Annotated in this window: 15 protein-coding genes and 1 pseudogene; 11 read left to right on the top strand and 5 right to left on the bottom strand. The window is 46.1% G+C overall.

Going from position 1 to position 16161, the window contains the following annotated elements; all coding sequences use genetic code 11:
- Positions 1 to 142 precede the first annotated feature (142 nt).
- A complete protein-coding gene (locus VSQ61_RS08740) occupies positions 143 to 1555 on the top strand; it encodes an ATP-binding protein (protein ID WP_334344055.1) in 1413 nt (470 codons plus the stop codon).
- A gap of 71 nt (positions 1556 to 1626) precedes the next feature.
- On the opposite strand, the gene VSQ61_RS08735 is transcribed toward VSQ61_RS08740, so the two are convergent.
- Together VSQ61_RS08735 and VSQ61_RS08730 are read right to left on the bottom strand one after the other, a co-directional pair.
- Positions 1627 to 4128, bottom strand: coding sequence for a M56 family metallopeptidase (locus VSQ61_RS08735; protein WP_334344054.1), 2502 nt, complete (start codon positions 4126 to 4128; stop codon positions 1627 to 1629).
- A complete protein-coding gene (locus tag VSQ61_RS08730; RefSeq protein ID WP_334344053.1) occupies positions 4125 to 4499 on the bottom strand; it encodes a BlaI/MecI/CopY family transcriptional regulator in 375 nt (124 codons plus the stop codon). Before VSQ61_RS08730 ends, VSQ61_RS08735 begins: the two co-directional genes overlap by 4 nt.
- Before the next feature lie 372 nt (positions 4500 to 4871).
- Between VSQ61_RS08730 and VSQ61_RS08725 the strand changes: the two genes are divergently transcribed.
- The 10 genes and pseudogenes from VSQ61_RS08725 to VSQ61_RS08680 all read left to right on the top strand — a co-directional run bounded on the left by VSQ61_RS08725 (position 4872) and on the right by VSQ61_RS08680 (position 13545).
- Complete coding sequence (locus VSQ61_RS08725) at positions 4872 to 4997, top strand: hypothetical protein (RefSeq protein ID WP_334344052.1); 126 nt, start codon at positions 4872 to 4874, stop codon at positions 4995 to 4997.
- On the top strand, positions 4994 to 5317 hold the full coding sequence (locus VSQ61_RS08720) for a PadR family transcriptional regulator (protein ID WP_334344051.1): 324 nt from the start codon (positions 4994 to 4996) through the stop codon (positions 5315 to 5317). The genes VSQ61_RS08725 and VSQ61_RS08720 overlap by 4 nt, the downstream gene beginning before the upstream one ends.
- Positions 5310 to 6305, top strand: coding sequence for a DUF1700 domain-containing protein (locus VSQ61_RS08715; RefSeq protein ID WP_334344050.1), 996 nt, complete (start codon positions 5310 to 5312; stop codon positions 6303 to 6305). The genes VSQ61_RS08720 and VSQ61_RS08715 overlap by 8 nt, the downstream gene beginning before the upstream one ends.
- 153 nt (positions 6306 to 6458) lie before the next feature.
- Positions 6459 to 6968 carry a hypothetical protein gene (locus tag VSQ61_RS08710; protein WP_334344049.1) on the top strand — a complete coding sequence of 170 codons (510 nt, stop codon included), beginning with the start codon at positions 6459 to 6461 and terminating at the stop codon, positions 6966 to 6968.
- 363 nt (positions 6969 to 7331) lie between these two features.
- Positions 7332 to 8042 carry a response regulator transcription factor gene (locus VSQ61_RS08705; RefSeq protein ID WP_334344048.1) on the top strand — a complete coding sequence of 237 codons (711 nt, stop codon included), beginning with the start codon at positions 7332 to 7334 and terminating at the stop codon, positions 8040 to 8042.
- Positions 8005 to 10416: a sensor histidine kinase gene (locus VSQ61_RS08700; protein ID WP_334344047.1), complete on the top strand. Its 2412-nt coding sequence runs from the start codon at positions 8005 to 8007 to the stop codon at positions 10414 to 10416. The genes VSQ61_RS08705 and VSQ61_RS08700 overlap by 38 nt, the downstream gene beginning before the upstream one ends.
- A gap of 321 nt (positions 10417 to 10737) precedes the next feature.
- Complete coding sequence (locus tag VSQ61_RS08695; protein ID WP_334344046.1) at positions 10738 to 11778, top strand: dipeptidase; 1041 nt, start codon at positions 10738 to 10740, stop codon at positions 11776 to 11778.
- 261 nt (positions 11779 to 12039) lie between these two features.
- Positions 12040 to 12225 (top strand): annotated as a pseudogene (locus VSQ61_RS08690) (TetR/AcrR family transcriptional regulator); the annotation flags it as partial.
- A 21-nt stretch (positions 12226 to 12246) separates the two neighbouring features.
- A complete protein-coding gene (locus tag VSQ61_RS08685) occupies positions 12247 to 12666 on the top strand; it encodes a hypothetical protein (RefSeq protein ID WP_334344138.1) in 420 nt (139 codons plus the stop codon).
- A 57-nt stretch (positions 12667 to 12723) separates the two neighbouring features.
- Positions 12724 to 13545, top strand: coding sequence for an MBL fold metallo-hydrolase (locus VSQ61_RS08680; protein ID WP_334344135.1), 822 nt, complete (start codon positions 12724 to 12726; stop codon positions 13543 to 13545).
- A 194-nt stretch (positions 13546 to 13739) separates the two neighbouring features.
- On the opposite strand, the gene VSQ61_RS08675 is transcribed toward VSQ61_RS08680, so the two are convergent.
- From VSQ61_RS08675 to VSQ61_RS08665, 3 genes are all read right to left on the bottom strand, one after another.
- Entirely contained in the window at positions 13740 to 14504 is a 765-nt protein-coding gene (locus VSQ61_RS08675) for an N-acetyltransferase (RefSeq protein WP_334344045.1), read from the bottom strand.
- A gap of 177 nt (positions 14505 to 14681) precedes the next feature.
- On the bottom strand, positions 14682 to 14945 hold the full coding sequence (locus VSQ61_RS08670) for a zinc ribbon domain-containing protein (RefSeq protein WP_350340157.1): 264 nt from the start codon (positions 14943 to 14945) through the stop codon (positions 14682 to 14684).
- Positions 14946 to 15117: 172 nt separating this feature from the next.
- Positions 15118 to 16119 (bottom strand): alpha/beta hydrolase, encoded by a 1002-nt coding sequence (locus VSQ61_RS08665; protein ID WP_334344043.1) that lies wholly within the window; start codon positions 16117 to 16119, stop codon positions 15118 to 15120.
- Positions 16120 to 16161: the final 42 nt, after the last annotated feature.

Raw genomic sequence — 16161 nt, 5'->3', positions numbered from 1 at the left:
AGGAGCCATATAAGGCATATTGTTTGCAAGTCAAGAATTACTAATGTGTAATTTGGTAATGTATAAATTACTAAAACGTAATTGACTAAATAAAAACGGTATGTTATAGTATAGGCAGGAAAGAATCTTGGGAGGTTAGGGGATGTTTATTGGCAGAGATCGTGAACTGGCTTCTTTAAATCGATTGTACGCTTCAGATAAATTTGAGTTTGCGGTGCTCTATGGCCGCCGGCGGGTGGGAAAAACTGCCCTTATTAATCAATTTATCAAGGACAAAAAAGCGATCTATTTTATGGGAGTGGAGAGCAACGTCAAGCAGAATCTGGAGAACTTTAGTAAAAATGTCATGGAGTTTGGGGCAGGCATTGAAGCGGAAACCGCTTTTGTATCTTTTCAGGCAGCTTTGGAGTATGTTTTTAAGCTGGCAGAAAAGGAGCGCCTGATACTTGCCATAGATGAGTATCCCTATGTGGCCCGCTCTTCCAAAAGTCTTGCTTCCACCCTGCAGCTTTTAATTGATAAATACAAAAATAATTCAAGATTGATGCTGATTCTCTGCGGATCTTCTATGTCCTATATGGAGGATCAGGTACTGGCCTACAAAGCGCCGCTTTATGGCAGACGAACAGCGCAGATGAAGATATTGCCCTTTGATTTTGCGGATACTTGCCGGTATTTCAAGAACTTTACCCGTGAGGATGTGGCTCTGATTTACGGCATTGCAGGCGGAACACCTCAGTATCTTTTGCAAATGAACGACAGGCTGAGTGTGGAGGATAACATTAAGAATACGTTTTTAAATTCCGCCTCATCACTTTTTGAAGAAACGGAAAATCTGCTGAAGCAGGAGGTCCGGGAGCCTGCCCTTTATAACGCCATTATTACTGCGATTGCCAACGGCGCATCCCGAATGGCAGAGATCTCTACAAAAGTAGGAGAAAATACGAGTGTCTGCACTGCCTATCTGAAAAATTTGACAGCGCTGGGGCTGCTCAAAAAGGAAACACCTTACGGTGAAAAGACATCTCGAAAATCAATCTATACAATTGATGATAACATGTTTCGGTTCTGGTATCGGTTTGTGCCGGAGAACCAATCCATTATTGTTCGTGGAGCGGTGGAGCTGGCTTATAAGCGGATAGAGCCGCATTTGTCAGACTATATGGGAAATGTGTTTGAAGAGATCTGCAGGCAGTATCTCTGGAAGCTGCTTCTGAATGGAGAATCGCAGGTGGAGTTCAATGATCTTGGCCGTTGGTGGGGAACCGATCCGTCCACGTACAGCCAGACGGAGATTGATATTATGGGAGAGCAGGACAAGGATTGTGCTCTGTTTGGGGAATGTAAATGGACAAATGAGAAAGTGGATGTGGGAGTTCTTGAGAAGCTGGAAAAAAGAAGCCGGCTGTTCCATTACCATAAGGTCTGGCTTTATTTGTTTGCAAAGACCGGATACACGAAGGGCTGCAGGGATAAGGCGAATGAATTGGGGAATGTGACGCTGGTTACGTATCCTGATATTTTTGAATATATGGTTCCGGGGCTATATTCTTAAAGGGTATCGGCAGATGTGCTGGCACTTCCGTTTGAACGGCGCAGCAAAATCCAAAATGGAAGAGGCACGGACTACTCCGTCCGTACCTCCCCGTCCTGGGTGCTTAGCAATAACTGACATTGGTTCAGATAAGCATCCATCTGCCCTTTCCACTGGCTGAAGATTTCCTCGTCATAGGGAATCCGATCCTGGTCAAAGGTAAAGGAGCTGCCGGCAATCTGAAGAATCTCCCCCTGTTCGCCCAGGCGGAACACCTGATAATCATACCCGCCATAGGTATCCCGATCCTCTATATGCACTCTCATGAGAAACGGCGTTCCATTAAGTTCCCCCAGATAAATATTGTTCCATCCGGCCCGGGCGGTGTGGGCGCCCTCTGAGTAGAGAATGTCTCCGTTTTCATTTTTAAAAAGTACGATTCCGCTGTCACCGTCCCCGATATTCCCCGTATATACCTCCGCCGTTTCCGTTCCGGCGCCATCCCCAAAGTCTTCCTTTACATTGTACGCCTGGGTATAATAGGTTTCCAGAGGATCAATTCCCTCCATTTCCGGAAAGCTTAAGATGTCCTCATACCAGGTATCCGGGACAAATGGCTCATAAGTAATGCCAGAGCCGTACCATGCGCTTTCCAGAATTGCATAAGTAATTACATTATCCTGAAAATGCAGGGTGCACAGAGGATTGATCCAGGAAAATCCATCCTCAGCAAGCTTTACGAATTCGTCAAAGTCCACATCTTCGTAACGGATAGAATTCATCTCCCGGTTTACCCGGAAAACACAGTCCTCTGAAAATGCAAGAAAGGGAAGCTCGTCTATGGAATCCTCCGTAAACATATCGATCACATAGCGGTCAATTCCCCGGGCACTCCGGGCAATGCTTTGGATGTTCAGCCGGAATGTCCCGTTCAAATCTGCCCTTGCCAGAAGCGTTTCCAGATCCGACCGGGACAGATAGGGAACGGACATATCTAACAGCATTTCATCTTGGGATCCAGGGGAAGAACTCTCGCTGCCAGAAGGCTTTGCCTGTCCCTGCGTCTCTTCCGAATCCTGCTTTATAAGCTCGCACCGAAGCCCAAAGCCAAATTCCGATAAAAATCCCTCCACTTCCTCAGGTGACATATTCACCCAGATCTGATAAGTTTCCGGAATTACCTCCAGAACCTCTACAGAGTTTAAGAATTCCTCATTCTGTACCTGGCCGTTCTTATCCTCCGTCTGCCGGTAGATATTCAGCATATCCCCGGGCCGGGCGTCGGGCGCCATCCCAAGGGGTACGGTAAAGCGATACCGGTTTTCCTCGGCAGGCTGTAGGGCAAAGGGTCCCCGGCCCATGATCTCGATTTTCTCGGCCTTTTGGGAAAACTGGGCGGGATAGGTTTCCATAACGGAGATTTCTTCCCCCTTTGGAAATGTAATCCGGATGAGATCTCCGGCTTCCAGGCCGTTAAAATCTATTTCAATGTAAGGCTCGATGCTGTCGGCTTCCGGAATTTCCACATCACCGAAACGGGGAATGCGGACTACCAGGGGAAGTGTCTCTCCATGGGAATCTTCGTAAGCAACTATGCCGTAAAATGTATTTTCCCCGGCGGCGGAATCGGTTTCATCCGTTGGATAAGCAAGAAATTGTATTGCAAGGGTGACACAGGCAATGGCAGCAGCAATGATTAGAATCCGGGCGGGCTTTCGGTAATGAAGAATGTTTTCAATTCGCTGCTTTGTGTCTCCCTCTCCAAAGGCAAGGGGAATTCCTTTTATTATACGGTGGCCGGAAGCCAGGGCTAAGAGAGAAGCGGAGTAATCCTTTTTTACACTGCTTCCGATTTGACGGATTACGGCTTCGTCACAGGACATTTCCATATCCTTTTCGCTTAAGGAAAAGGCCAGCCAGACAAGCGGATTAAACCAGTGGATGCAGAGAGCCACATAAGCCAGGGTCCGGAACAGGGGATCTCTTCGGCGGATATGAATCTGCTCGTGAAGAAGCATATAGCATTCTTCCTCTGGTGTGAGGGCCTGGGAGAGATAGATGCGGGGGCGAAGGATGCCGTATACAAAGGGCGTTCCTTTTCCGGGCATTCGGTAAATATTTTCTTTTTCCCAAAGGGCGGTTCTTAGCTTCTTTTTTAGGAAAAACAGGGACAGGGCGTTGCGGAACGCCATGACTGCCATACCAAGAATCCAGATCCACATTCCGATAAAAAGTACAACCTGCAGGGGATTTACGGAGCCTGCAGGATTGCCGGGCGGAAGCGTGTCATTTACAGCGTCGCTGATGCCCGGAACCGGGAGGCTGACTTTCGGCTCCATCTGGTAGCCGATGTCCTCCGGAATATATTCCATCCGTCCGTCATTTACCGCTTCTTTTGCAAAAATACCCACGAAGGAGAGGCTGGAAGAAAAGGACACCGGGCAGAGCAGACGGAACAGCACTACGGCCCACAGGATGTAGGAAAAGCTTCTTGGGGCGCTGCGAAAGCACAGGCGGACTATGAGCATGGCTAAAATGATCACGCTGGCTGTAAGGCTCATATTTAGGATAGAAATAAATAATTGTTCCATCATTTGTCGTCCACCTCTTCTTCATATTCTTCAATCAGCTTTCGGAGATCTGCGATCTCCTGTCTGCTTAGTTTTTTTCTTTTGGAAAATGCGGTGAGGAAGCGGGGGAGAGAGCCGTCAAAGTTTTCTATTAAAAATTGTTCTCCCTGGGCTGCCTGGAAGTCTTCTTTGGATGTTTTTATTTGAATGGTGCCGTTTACGTTTTCGAAGAGATTTCGCAGGCAGAGGCGTTTTAGCATTGTGTAGGTGGTGGTTCGCTTCCAGTTGAAGGATTGTTCGCAGAGGGTTGTTAGTTCCTTTGAGGTGATGGGGGCGTGGGTCCAAATTAAATCTGCGAATTTTTGTTCCATTTCTCCTAGTTTGTAGGGGTTCATGTTGGCCTCCTGGGTTATGTTTGTTTTTGTATGGGGCGCTTTGTTACATTTTGGGGGATACGGAAGGCTGTGTAGGCTGCGGGCAGGTACCGCCACCTAGATCCTAAGGAATCCACCAAGCCTTGCTTGGTACCCCTTAGGATAACTCCTGCTCGGGGCGGCCCTCCTCCCCTCCGCCGGTAAGCTTTTGGTACATATGAAGTTGTTGGTTTGTCTAATGGTATTAGACGTGTATAGTCTAACATTGTTAGACATGTCTGTCAATGGGGAAAATGGGCGATGGCTATTTTTAAAATATTAGTACTTGACAATACATAGTAGTTGGTGTAATCTAATAGCAGAACCGGATAATGAAGGGGATAGGAAACTGGAATGGAAATTAGTATACCTTGGATGGTGTCTGGGTGGATTTATGGGCGCAAGGTTTTGTGGACGGAAATGCATCTAAATCAGGGGATGCTGTACATGGGATACGGAACGGGAATGGAGAGTACATGAATCCACAATTTAAAAAAGGGGTATTGGAGCTTATTGTTCTGGAATCTGTGCGTAAAAAGGACATGTACGGATATGAGCTGGTGGAGGAGGTCTCCCAGGTGATTGATGTGAATGAGGGGACGATCTATCCGCTCCTGAAACGATTGACCAATGAGCGTTATTTTGAAACTTATTTGCGGGAATCTTCTGAGGGGCCGCCCCGGAAGTATTACCATCTGACTGCGGCGGGGATTCTCTATCGGGATTCTCTGGAGGCGGAGTGGGAAGAATTTCAGACAAAGGTCTGCCGATTTTTGAAGGAGGGAAAGGAATATGAATAAAGAGACATTTTTGGAAGATCTGCGTGGGTACCTCCGGATTCTTGAGGACCAGGAGCAGGAGGATATTCTGGCGGAATATGCACAGCACATAGACATGAAGCTTCAAAAGGGCTTGAGTGAGGAGGAAGCCATACGGGATTTCGGTCCTATGCGGGAGCTGGCGGCGGAGATATTGGAGGCTTATCATGTGAAACCGGAATTTGATGAAAAGTCTTCGTCTCGTCGACTGGATATGAAAGGGATTAAGATAGTGGACGCAGGAAAGAGTTTTCGGAAAATGGGAGGCTTTCTGAAGGGTAAGTTTGTGGCCTGTATGCATGGAATCCGTCGGGGCTTTCAATGGTGTGCCGGTAAATGCCGGATGACGGCAGCCTGGATGGTAAGGCCATTTTTCAGGAAAAAGGTTTTAAATGGGACAGGAGATGAATTTATGTATGGAGAGACAGGGGTGTTACATAATGAAACCTATGTGAATGGAGAGCATGAACAGATTGTTTCGGAGCAAATGGAGGGCGGAAAGGAAAGGGTTCTGATAGAAAAGGGCATAGAGATGAGGCAAAAGCCAAAGAGAAGTTTTCTCTCAGCCGTTTTTCAGGGAATCAAAGCAGCATGGAATCTGTTTGTAGCCTTTTGTATCTGGTGGCTGCGATTGTTCTGGAATCTGACCTGGCTGTTTATGGCCGTACTCTTTGGCTTCTTTGCAATGCTTACGCTAATGGGCCTGGGGGCAGGGGTGGTTTTGATTCCACAGGGATATCCGGTTGTGGGAATCCTGCTTATCTGCCTGGGCGGAATGCTCTGCTTTGGGGCGCTGTCCTGCGGTTCGTTCAGTCTGCTTATACGAAAGAAAAAGGGCGTTTCCAATAGGGAGGCAGAGATAAGTCGGGAAGAGGAAAAGGCGGAAGAAGAGGAAGCTGCCGGTGAAGAGACGGAATTAATGGAAGAGCAGGCAGACCCGGAAGAAAAAGCAATGGATGAGAAAATTTAACTGTAAATGAATTACGGAACTGGAATATAAAAATAGTAATTCTCCTTGGAAGTGCCAGAACGATTTACGGACACATGCATTTTGTGACCGGAAATCGTTCTAGATACAGGGTACTGGAAAGGGGAATTACGGAACTGGAATGGGAGGCAAAGTATGAGAAAGCTTCATATAATTTTGATTGGCGTATTTGCAGCAGGCGTTCTGTTGACCGGAATCGGTGCGGGGGTTCTGTTTACGGAATTTACCGCATTGTCCTACGGAGGAAAGGAACTGCTGGGAAAAACCGATATGCGGACAGAGAATTTTGATGTGGAATTTGAGCCGGGGGAGGAAAGGGCCTTTATCACTGGCTGGTATAACTGGGAGCAGGATGAGGTGCTGACGGATGCCAGGGTTCCGGAAAATACCGTTCGCTTTTGTGTAACCTACAATAAAGAACGGACCGTACCCCTTCCCAAGTGGGAAGAAGAGTATAATGAGGTTGTGCTGCTGACACGCTGGGTTGCTGAGGATGATGATGTGGAGCTGATGATGGAGGCAAAGGATCTGCTCCTTGAAAATCTAAAGGAGGGACGGCTTGTATCCTTTGATGCCCTGGGGATCGAGGAGGTTACGGTTACGGTGAATCCGGCCAACAAGGCTGACGTGCGGCTGGTCTGGTAGTGCAGGGGACATCTTTGAACTTAGTTTTCTGCTACGGAGAAAAGGATTTTTTCATTGTAAGAAATCTGTAAGAAATACCACGATTCTTTTGTAAGAAATATTTCCTACCATAAATACAGGCTTGAAGGATGTGGCTGCCGCAAAATAAGCCATCAGTCATTTCCATATCCCATGTTCGGACGGTTCACGTACACTCAGTTTGCTCTGTACAGACATTACCTGGAGCGTTTTGCGATTAAGAAAGTATTTGAGGTAATGTCTGCCCATATCAAACAGAGCGTTCGTGAACAGCCGGACACTGGATATTGGAAAAGCCTGTTGTCTTATTTTGCGACAGTCCATGCATAAGGAAGGAGAACGATAATGAACGAATGTGTGCTGGTGGTGGATGACGACCGGGAGATTGTTAAGGCCATTGGGCTTCTGCTGGAAAAGGAGGGCTACCAGGTGCTGAAGGCTTATGACGGCATGGAGGCTCTGGAGCTTGTGGCGGAGCATCCGGTGCGGCTTATCATTATGGATGTGATGATGCCGAAGCTGGATGGCCTGTCTGCAGTTATGAAGATTCGGGAGCGGAAGAATCTGCCCATTATCGTCCTGAGCGCCAAGAGTGAGGATACCGACAAGGTTCTGGGGCTTTCCATGGGAGCGGACGACTATGTGTCCAAGCCTTTTAATCCCCAGGAGCTGGCGGCCCGGGTGAAAAGCCATCTGAGACGGTACACGTCTCTGGGTGATATCCACGCACAGCAGCAGGCAGACGTGATACGCAACGGACGTCTCTGTTACCGCATGGAGGAGCGCACCCTCTATGCGGACGGGGAGCCGGTGAAGCTTACTGCTACGGAGACGAAGATTGTGGAGCTTTTGATGCGGAACCGGGGGCGGATCTTTCCGGCGGAGGAGATTTACCAGAGGGTCTGGGAGGAAGACGCCTTTGCACCGGAAAATACGGTGATGGTGCATATCCGGCGCATTCGGGAAAAAATCGAACTCAATCCTAAGGAGCCAGAATATTTAAAGGTGGTGTGGGGAATTGGATACAAAATGGAGAAAATTGAGAATCATTGTTAGTTTTACGGCGTTTTTTGTGGGTATGACCCTGTTGCTTGGAAATTTCCTGTCTATGCTCAGTCTCATTGGCAGCAGCCCGGACAGCTTTAAAAGCCGTATGGGAACCGATTACCAGGAGCAGGCGGATTTCCGTATGTATATGTCCAGCCGTCTGGAGGAGCTTCTTGGGGTGGCAACTGGCGGTAAGGGCTGGAATAATTATGGCGTGACCTACGCTGGTGACAGCTATTATTTTTATGACGGATATTATGGAAACGGGTGGTGGGGCTATCCATGGGAGACAACTACTGAGGTGCAGGAGGCGGAACGGGTATATTTAGATGAGATTGCTGAAGAGGAGGCCGATGCTTCGGAGGACACCTGGGATGAGATACAAAGAGAGTATGGCATAGCGGATGATACCTGGGATGCAATACGCAGAGAGTACGATATATCGGACTACAGCAGGCCCAGGGATCAGAAAGAGGCTCTGGAAGCTTACATGAAAGAATATGCCAGGGACAAGAATCTTCGCTATGCGGTGATTTACCAGGGAAAGCTTCTTTATACCAATATGGAGCAGTTAGAGCCACGGATAGGTGCAGAATTGAACAACCCGGACTTTCAGAGCTGCCTGCCGGCAGAGGAAGAGTATAATTTCTGTCTGTGGTATAACGAGAAGGGTGATGGTAAGGTTCGTATCAGCAAGGACGGGGAGGAGCTGGATGTCTATGGGGACGGTGTATACACGGAGGACAGTCTCTGGTATGTACCCGGCTATACCAATTTTAATGTGGATGAATCTGCTAAGGATGCCGTGATTTTTATGGCGGCAGCCAGGAATCCGAAGCTTTATATTACGGGAGATTATTCGGAATATGGTGCTGTTTGTAACAGGGGAGGGCTTTATTGGATGCAGAAGAACCAGGCGTACCGTTATGAGAGGTATCAGGCGGTCAAATGGCAGCTTATTGCGGCCCTCTTTTTGCTGACCCTGGCGGTTTTGCTGCGGAAAGACAAGCGTCTGGCGGATGGTGCCATTGGGAGATTTCTGGGTCATATCTGGCTGGAGCCGAAGGTTTTGCTGTTTGTGGGAATTCCGATTGGGTTTTTGCTTATAGGAGGGAGAGAGATTCTTCAGGAGCTTATCTGGATCTATGAGGATGGCATCTACATGAACATGGAGGAGCTGGGCTATTATGCCGGCAGGTTTGTGGCCAGAGGTTCGTTCTTAACGGCTGCATTTTGGATGATTTATCTGGGCGTGGTGGATCTGCGTACCAATAAGGGGAATCGGAAGTCTCTTTTGGGACCGGTGATTCGGAGTATGCGGACGAAAGAATTGAAGCTTTCCGTGCAGAAACGGATGGTGGAACGGTATTGTCAGGTGTTTGTTTTGGCAGTGTTGTTTTGCGTATTTGCCGTTTTTGCGGCGGTTCTTTACTGCAGCACGTATTATTTAACGGCTCAGATTCTTGTGTTGCTGTTGTTTGCGGTATTTTTTGGTATTTGTTTTCTGCTGGTTGGAGTATGGAATCTGCGGAGGAATAAGGAGCTGGCTCAGGATCTGGGAGCTTTGTCGGATCAGATTGCGGCGGTTCGGGAGGGAAATTTGACTGAGAGACTGGCTCTGCCGGAGGATGCGGATCTGAAAACGGCTGCGGAGAATCTTAATGAAATCCAGCAGGGGATGGAGATGGCTCTTCGGGAGCAGACCAAGAGTGAGCGCATGAAAGTGGAGTTGGTTGCCAATGTGTCCCATGATATTAAGACGCCGCTTACTTCGATTGTGAGTTATGTGGAGCTTCTTAAGCAGGAAGAGGATTTGCCGGAGCATGTGAAGGAGTATGTGCAGATTCTTGGGGAGAAGTCGGAGAGGCTTAAAACTATGGTGCAGGATGTGTTTGAGATAAGCAAGGCGGCTTCTAATCAGCTTCCGGTGAATCTGGAACGGTTGGATCTGGGCAAGCTTCTGTGGCAGACGCTGGCGGATATGAATGTACAGATTTCGGAAAGCGGGCTGGCTATGAAGACTGTGATTCCGGAGACGCCGGTGATGATTCTGGCGGATGGGCAGAGGCTTTATCGGGTGTTTCAGAATTTGATTCAGAATGCTCTTAAGTATTCTCTTAGCGGGTCACGGATCTTTCTTACGCTGACGGATAATGGGAGTGTGGCTGTGGCGAGTATTAAGAATACTTCCGGGGTGGAGATTGACGATGAGGTTGATTTTACTGAGAGATTCGTTCGGGGGGATGCGAGCCGGACGGATGGGGGCAGCGGACTTGGGCTGTCTATTGCTAAGAGCTTTACGGAGGCTTGCGGGGGGAGCTTTCAGGTGGAGCTGAATGCGGATTTGTTTACGGTGACGGTGGAGTTTCCGAAGGTTTCTTAAGGTTTTTTGTGGCTCAATGTGGTGATTGGGCATAGGATGGTATGGGGGTGGACGGCTTCGAGACAGGCCGGGCGCTGAGAATTTTCCATATCCTGTGTTCGGACGGTTTGTTCGACATCGGTCTGCTCCTGGCGGACTTTGTATTTAGGGATTTTGATGGCTTCGCCTGGAAATTTCTTGCACAAAGTTCGCCAGTATCAGACAGAAGTCGCCAAACAGCCGGACACTGGATATAGGAAAATCCTCAGCGCCCGGCCTGTCTCGGAGCCTGGTTGTTGAAAGAAGTTTTATTATATTTTGATTGTGAAGGAGAGATTGGCTGTGGAAGAGGTTTTGTTGGAATGGGCGAAAGCCATACATAAGGAGAATCCGGTGGTGGATGCGCATCTGGATCTGGCGGCGGAGGTGTATAGCCGGAGACTGTATGGGGAGAGGGATGTGGTGGAGCGGCGGTATCTTACGGATTTTTTGGAGGCTGGGGTGAATGTTTGTGTTTCTTCGGTGTTTGTGTCCAGTAGGGATCTGCCGGAGAAGGGGCTTCATGTGGCTATGGGGCAGATTGAGGCGCTTCGGGAGGATTTGGAGCCGGTTCGGGATGTGATTTGTGTTGTGACGAATCGGGAGGAATTGGAGACGGCTTTGGGGGAGGGGAGGATTGCGGTCCTTTTGTCTTTGGAGGGGCTTGATCCGGTTGGGACGGATTTGTATCTGCTTCGGGCTTTTTATGATCTGGGGGTTAGGGGAGCCGGACTTACCTGGAGCCGGCCCAATGCTTTTGCCAGAGGGTGCTGTAAGGCGGGAGAGATGCTGGAGATTCGAGGGGGGCTTACAGAGCTTGGACGGGAGGCTGTGGCGAAGCTGGAGGAGCTTGGGATGTATGTGGATGTGAGCCATTTGAATAATGATGGGTTTGCGGATGTGCTGGGGTGTGCAAGGAGGCCCTTTGTTGCCAGCCATTCGGATGCCTGGAGTGTGCATGAGAATTATCGGAATCTGCGGGATGATCAGATTGGGGCTTTGGCGGCTCGTGGGGGTGTGATTGGGGTGAATGCCTGTGGGACCATTGCCGGAGCTGCAATCTATCCCAGGGAGCAGGCGGTGGAGTGTCTCTGCCGGCATGTGGAGCATCTTGTGTCTGTGGCCGGGGAGGAACATGTGGGCTTTGGGTTTGATCTGTGCAATGGGCTTTCGGCTTCTGTGCCGAGGCTTGATTTTCAGGTGGAGGAGGATGATCTTTTGCTGAATCACAGGGAGATGCTGACGCTTAGTGCTGCGCTTTTGGGGCGGGGGATGTCGGAGGATACGCTTGTTGGGGTGATTGGGGGGAATTTTCTTCGGTATTTTCGGACTGTGCTTTCGTAGATTGGGGGCTGGTATCTGCGGAGTGCTTTGCGTTTTATTTTGACGTAATCTGGGGAAATATTCAAAATAAAAGAATGTGAAAGTGACAGGCACAGGGCATAACGGTACGCCGGTACAACGTCTTAACCACATAAGGGCTTGTGCGAGGGAGATTATGAACGGGGGGATTATTTACATTTAGACATTGATGGCGGTAGAGAGAAATCTTTGCCGCTTTTTATTGATTTTCGGACGCATGTGTCGTATAATAATTTCAGACACATGTGTCGGAAAGTTGGATTGCTTATGAATAAAAGAGGACAGGAAACACGGAAACATATAAAGAAATGTGCATGCTCTTTATTTGCAGAGAAAGGTTTTAAACAAGTGACAATGAAGGATATCTGCGATGTGGCGAAATTAAGCAGAGGCGGGTTGTATTGCCATTACGAAAGCACACGTCAAATCTTTCAGGAGATTATTGATGATATGACCAGTGAGCAGGATAATGAGATTGATTTAAAAATAGAACAAAATTGCTCGGCAGTAACTATTTTGGATGAAATTTTAAACAAGTATGAGAATGAAATGCTTGACAGCCAATCTTCATTAAGCATAGCAATATATGAATATTTTAGCATTCGTGATATTGCAACTCAGAGTAATACGTTATATGAACAATATTTAATTTCAGCAAATACATGGAAGAAGCTAATGCAATACGGGATGGACAGGCATGAATTTAATGAGGTGGATATTTCCGCAGTATTCGATTTGATTGTGTTTTCGTATCAAGGGGTAAGGATGTACAGTAAACTTATGCCTGTGGATAAAGCAACACCTTCCGGAATAATAAAAGAAATAAGAAAAATATTAGTGAAAAGGGGCAGTAACAGCGATACTGTTTAAATATTTTCACTTGAATTCTTGTTCCTTGCAATGAAGGTAAAAGGTGGTGTGAAAGATTTGAAATTAAAAATTATTGGCAGCGGCGGCATGTCAATTATTCCCAGTTCATTTTGTAAATGTAAAATTTGTGAAGAAGCCAGACGAAAAGGCGGCAGGTATGAACGGTTAGGACCAAGCCTATATATTGACGATATAAAAATGTTGATAGACACACCCGAAGATATTGCGGTAGCCTGCAACAGACAAGGAATATCGGAAGTGAAACACCTTTCCATTTCCCATAGGGATCCTGACCATGTCAGGGGTATTCGGATTGTTGAAAAAATAGGTTGTGACTTCATCAATGGAACAAGTATGCCTATTGGCTTTTATGCTCTTCCTGAGGTCATCAAAGATATAAACCAAATGAACCGTGACTGCTTTAAATATTATGGCGATGTTCTTCGCTGTATTTCTGTTAATGAAACATCGCATATAAAAATAGATAATATTGACATAGACTTAATTAACAATAACCCAAGCCGAAACATTACTTTTTATATTCTGAAAGAGCATGAAAAAAAGGTTATCTATGCCTGTTGTAATCCAAAACCTTTTGCTCATAATGATTTATATTTTGATGCAGATATTTTGATTATAAGCATGGTTTCTGATGATGGAATATTAAATGATGGAACGAAGCTTATGGATACGCCTTTAAAAGATGAAATATTCACTTTGGATGAGGTTATAGAACTGAAAGACTACTATCGAATCAAAAAGATTATAGTTACACATATTGATGAAATATGGGGAAAATCATATGGCTATTACAAGGAACTTGAAAAAGAACTTGACAATATTTTATTTGCTTATGATGGTATGGAAATCATAGTTTGAAAAATCCAGGAGAAGTTTCATTTGGCAGAAGAAGCAGCTAAAATGTATTTGTAAGCATTACAGGCAGAGCATACAATGATGTTCTGCCTTATTTGTCTGAATCATATTTGAAGAATTTACGCACTTTGGTATGTTATGGAGAAGCAGTATGTCCGTGATTTCCTGTTTCAGCATGCCGCCTGCTATGGCAGCGGTTATTTCAAAACGGGAGGTTGTTTTTCTAACAATTTCAAAAATCTCTTGTCGTTCATCTGCTCATTTGTAAGATAGCTGCCGTCTAAAAATAATGCATAGGTAGTAATTGGCGTTGGAGCATTTTGTGCGTCTTCTTTGCTCTGCAAATGAATGGATTTAAATTTGATTGATTTCTCTTTTGCAATATTTTCGATTATGGGGACATATTTTGCGTTAAACGGGCACTGGCTGGTGTAATACAAGACGTATCCCGTATCTTCAATATGAGGGTGCTTCGCACATTCTTTGAATTTGGGCGAGAAAGCATTTTCTGCAAAAGGCAAATGCCATAGCTGAATACCGTTATCTGCCTCATCACTAATGGCAAAGCCTTTGTATTTTAGGAATTTAGGGTCAGCCAGAAATGGTTTTTTCTTTGACGCAGATAAGATGCACAGTCCTTTTTTTCCTTTGCTTTTGCTGTCTTCAATGCAGGCATTCAGAAGTTCTGTTGAATAGCCATGTCCTTTGAACGAGCCGGCCACCCATAAACAGTCAATATACATGCAGCCATCTGCGATTATGGGATTCCACGCATTTTCAGCGGGAATATATTCAATAAAACACTTTCCACGCTGTTCGCTTTTTAAGAAAATCAAGCCCTCATCAAAACGTTCTTTCAGCCAAATCTTTTTTGATGACACTTGAATATCGTTATTGTTTGAAATTGCACAGCATATATGTTCTTTTTCGATATTCTCCTTTGTTACTCTGATATATTCCATAAGGATACCTCTGTAAATTTCTGATTTTCCGTTGCTTTATCATAGATCCTTTTTTCCAAATGTGAAAGAGATTTCTTATACTTTCTGTTCATCAAAAAGGAGTTTATATCCATGCCAATCGGTGGAGTGATTGGCATGGATATAAAAAGTAACGAAGCTTGAACAAGGCGGCGGGGATTAGTTTTTCCAACGCTTCAGTGTCGGGAACCATTCAAGCATGATTTTTCTGGCTTCTTCCTCACTCATATTGGGGTTGGCAGCAGCCATATTTGGTACACATACCTCAATCATTTCTTCCATTGTACCATCAAAAGTAAACTTGCCGTTTTCAAAACAATACCTGCAATATTCCTCATTTTTGCTGCCATCGGCATTGGTCCCGAACAGTTCATCGGTATCTCCCATAGGCATACCGCAACACTGACAAAAGTTCTGATTCATTTCCTTCATTTTTTACCTCTTTCTTTCTGATGTGTTTAAAGTTACTGTATAGCTGTGCTGCTATGCATTTAATTTAACACACATATCTTGACACCTTTTGTCAGGGTTTATTTTTTTATAAATTGCTTGTGTTTGTGCGGCTGAAACACATTTCAAATACCGTTCTTTGTGTTTACTTTAAATATTCATGAAAGAACTGCTCCAGCTTATCAAACGGAATTGCATCTTTTCCACCTCCGTCATACAGGTCAGTATGGACTGTATCGGGAATAATCAGCAGCTCTTTGTTGTCAATATATGGATTATTTTTCACCATAGCGGCATATGCATCACGGCTGAAATAGCAGGAGTGGGCATTTTCACCATGCATCACCAAAACGGCGCTGCGGATCTCATTGCTGTATTGAAGAATGGGCTGGTTTAAAAAAGACATACATCCAATGGTATTCCAACCTCCGTTGGAATTTAAGGAACGCTTGTGATAACCACGCTCCGTTTTATAATAATCGTGATAATCCACCACAAAGAAAGGCGCATCCTTCGGAAGCGGATCAACAACACCGCCGCCCAGTGCATAACTGCCATTTTTATAGTCTGTAATCCGCTGGGCGTTTAAGGCTTTCTTTTTGGCATATCGTGCGTCGGCGGAGTTCTCGGCATCAAAATATCCGTTGGCATTGACACGGGACATATCATACATTGTGGAGGCAACGGTCGCCTTGATGCGGGTATCCAATGCCGCCGCATTCAAAGCCAGACCGCCCCAGCCGCAAATACCGATAACACCAATACGTTCCGAATCAACATTTTCCTGTACGGAAAGGAAATCGACTGCCGCCTGAAAGTCTTCGGTATTGATATCCGGAGATGCCATATATCGGGGCATCCCTCCGCTTTCTCCGGTAAAGGATGGGTCAAATGCAATGGTGAGAAATCCTCTCTCCGCCATTGTCTGTGCGTACAGTCCGGCCGCCTGTTCTTTGACTGCACCAAAAGGACCGCATATAGCGATAGCAGCCAGTTTGTGGGCAGCTTCTTTCGGCTCATAGAGATCTGCTGCCAGAGTGATACCATAACGGTTGGGAAATGTCACCTTATGGTGATTCACCTTTTTGCTTTTGGGGAAAGTCTTATCCCATTCATTTGTTAATTCCAGCTTTGTAATATTTTCCATTTTACATATACCTCTCTTTCTTTTTTGCTCTTTTTGATTATA

Origin of the sequence: Candidatus Merdisoma sp. JLR.KK006, from assembly GCF_036941035.1 — a bacterium.
Lineage (GTDB): Bacteria > Bacillota > Clostridia > Lachnospirales > Lachnospiraceae > Laedolimicola.
Note: the sequence above shows the minus strand (reverse complement) of the source record. Positions and strands in the feature narration are given on the sequence as shown.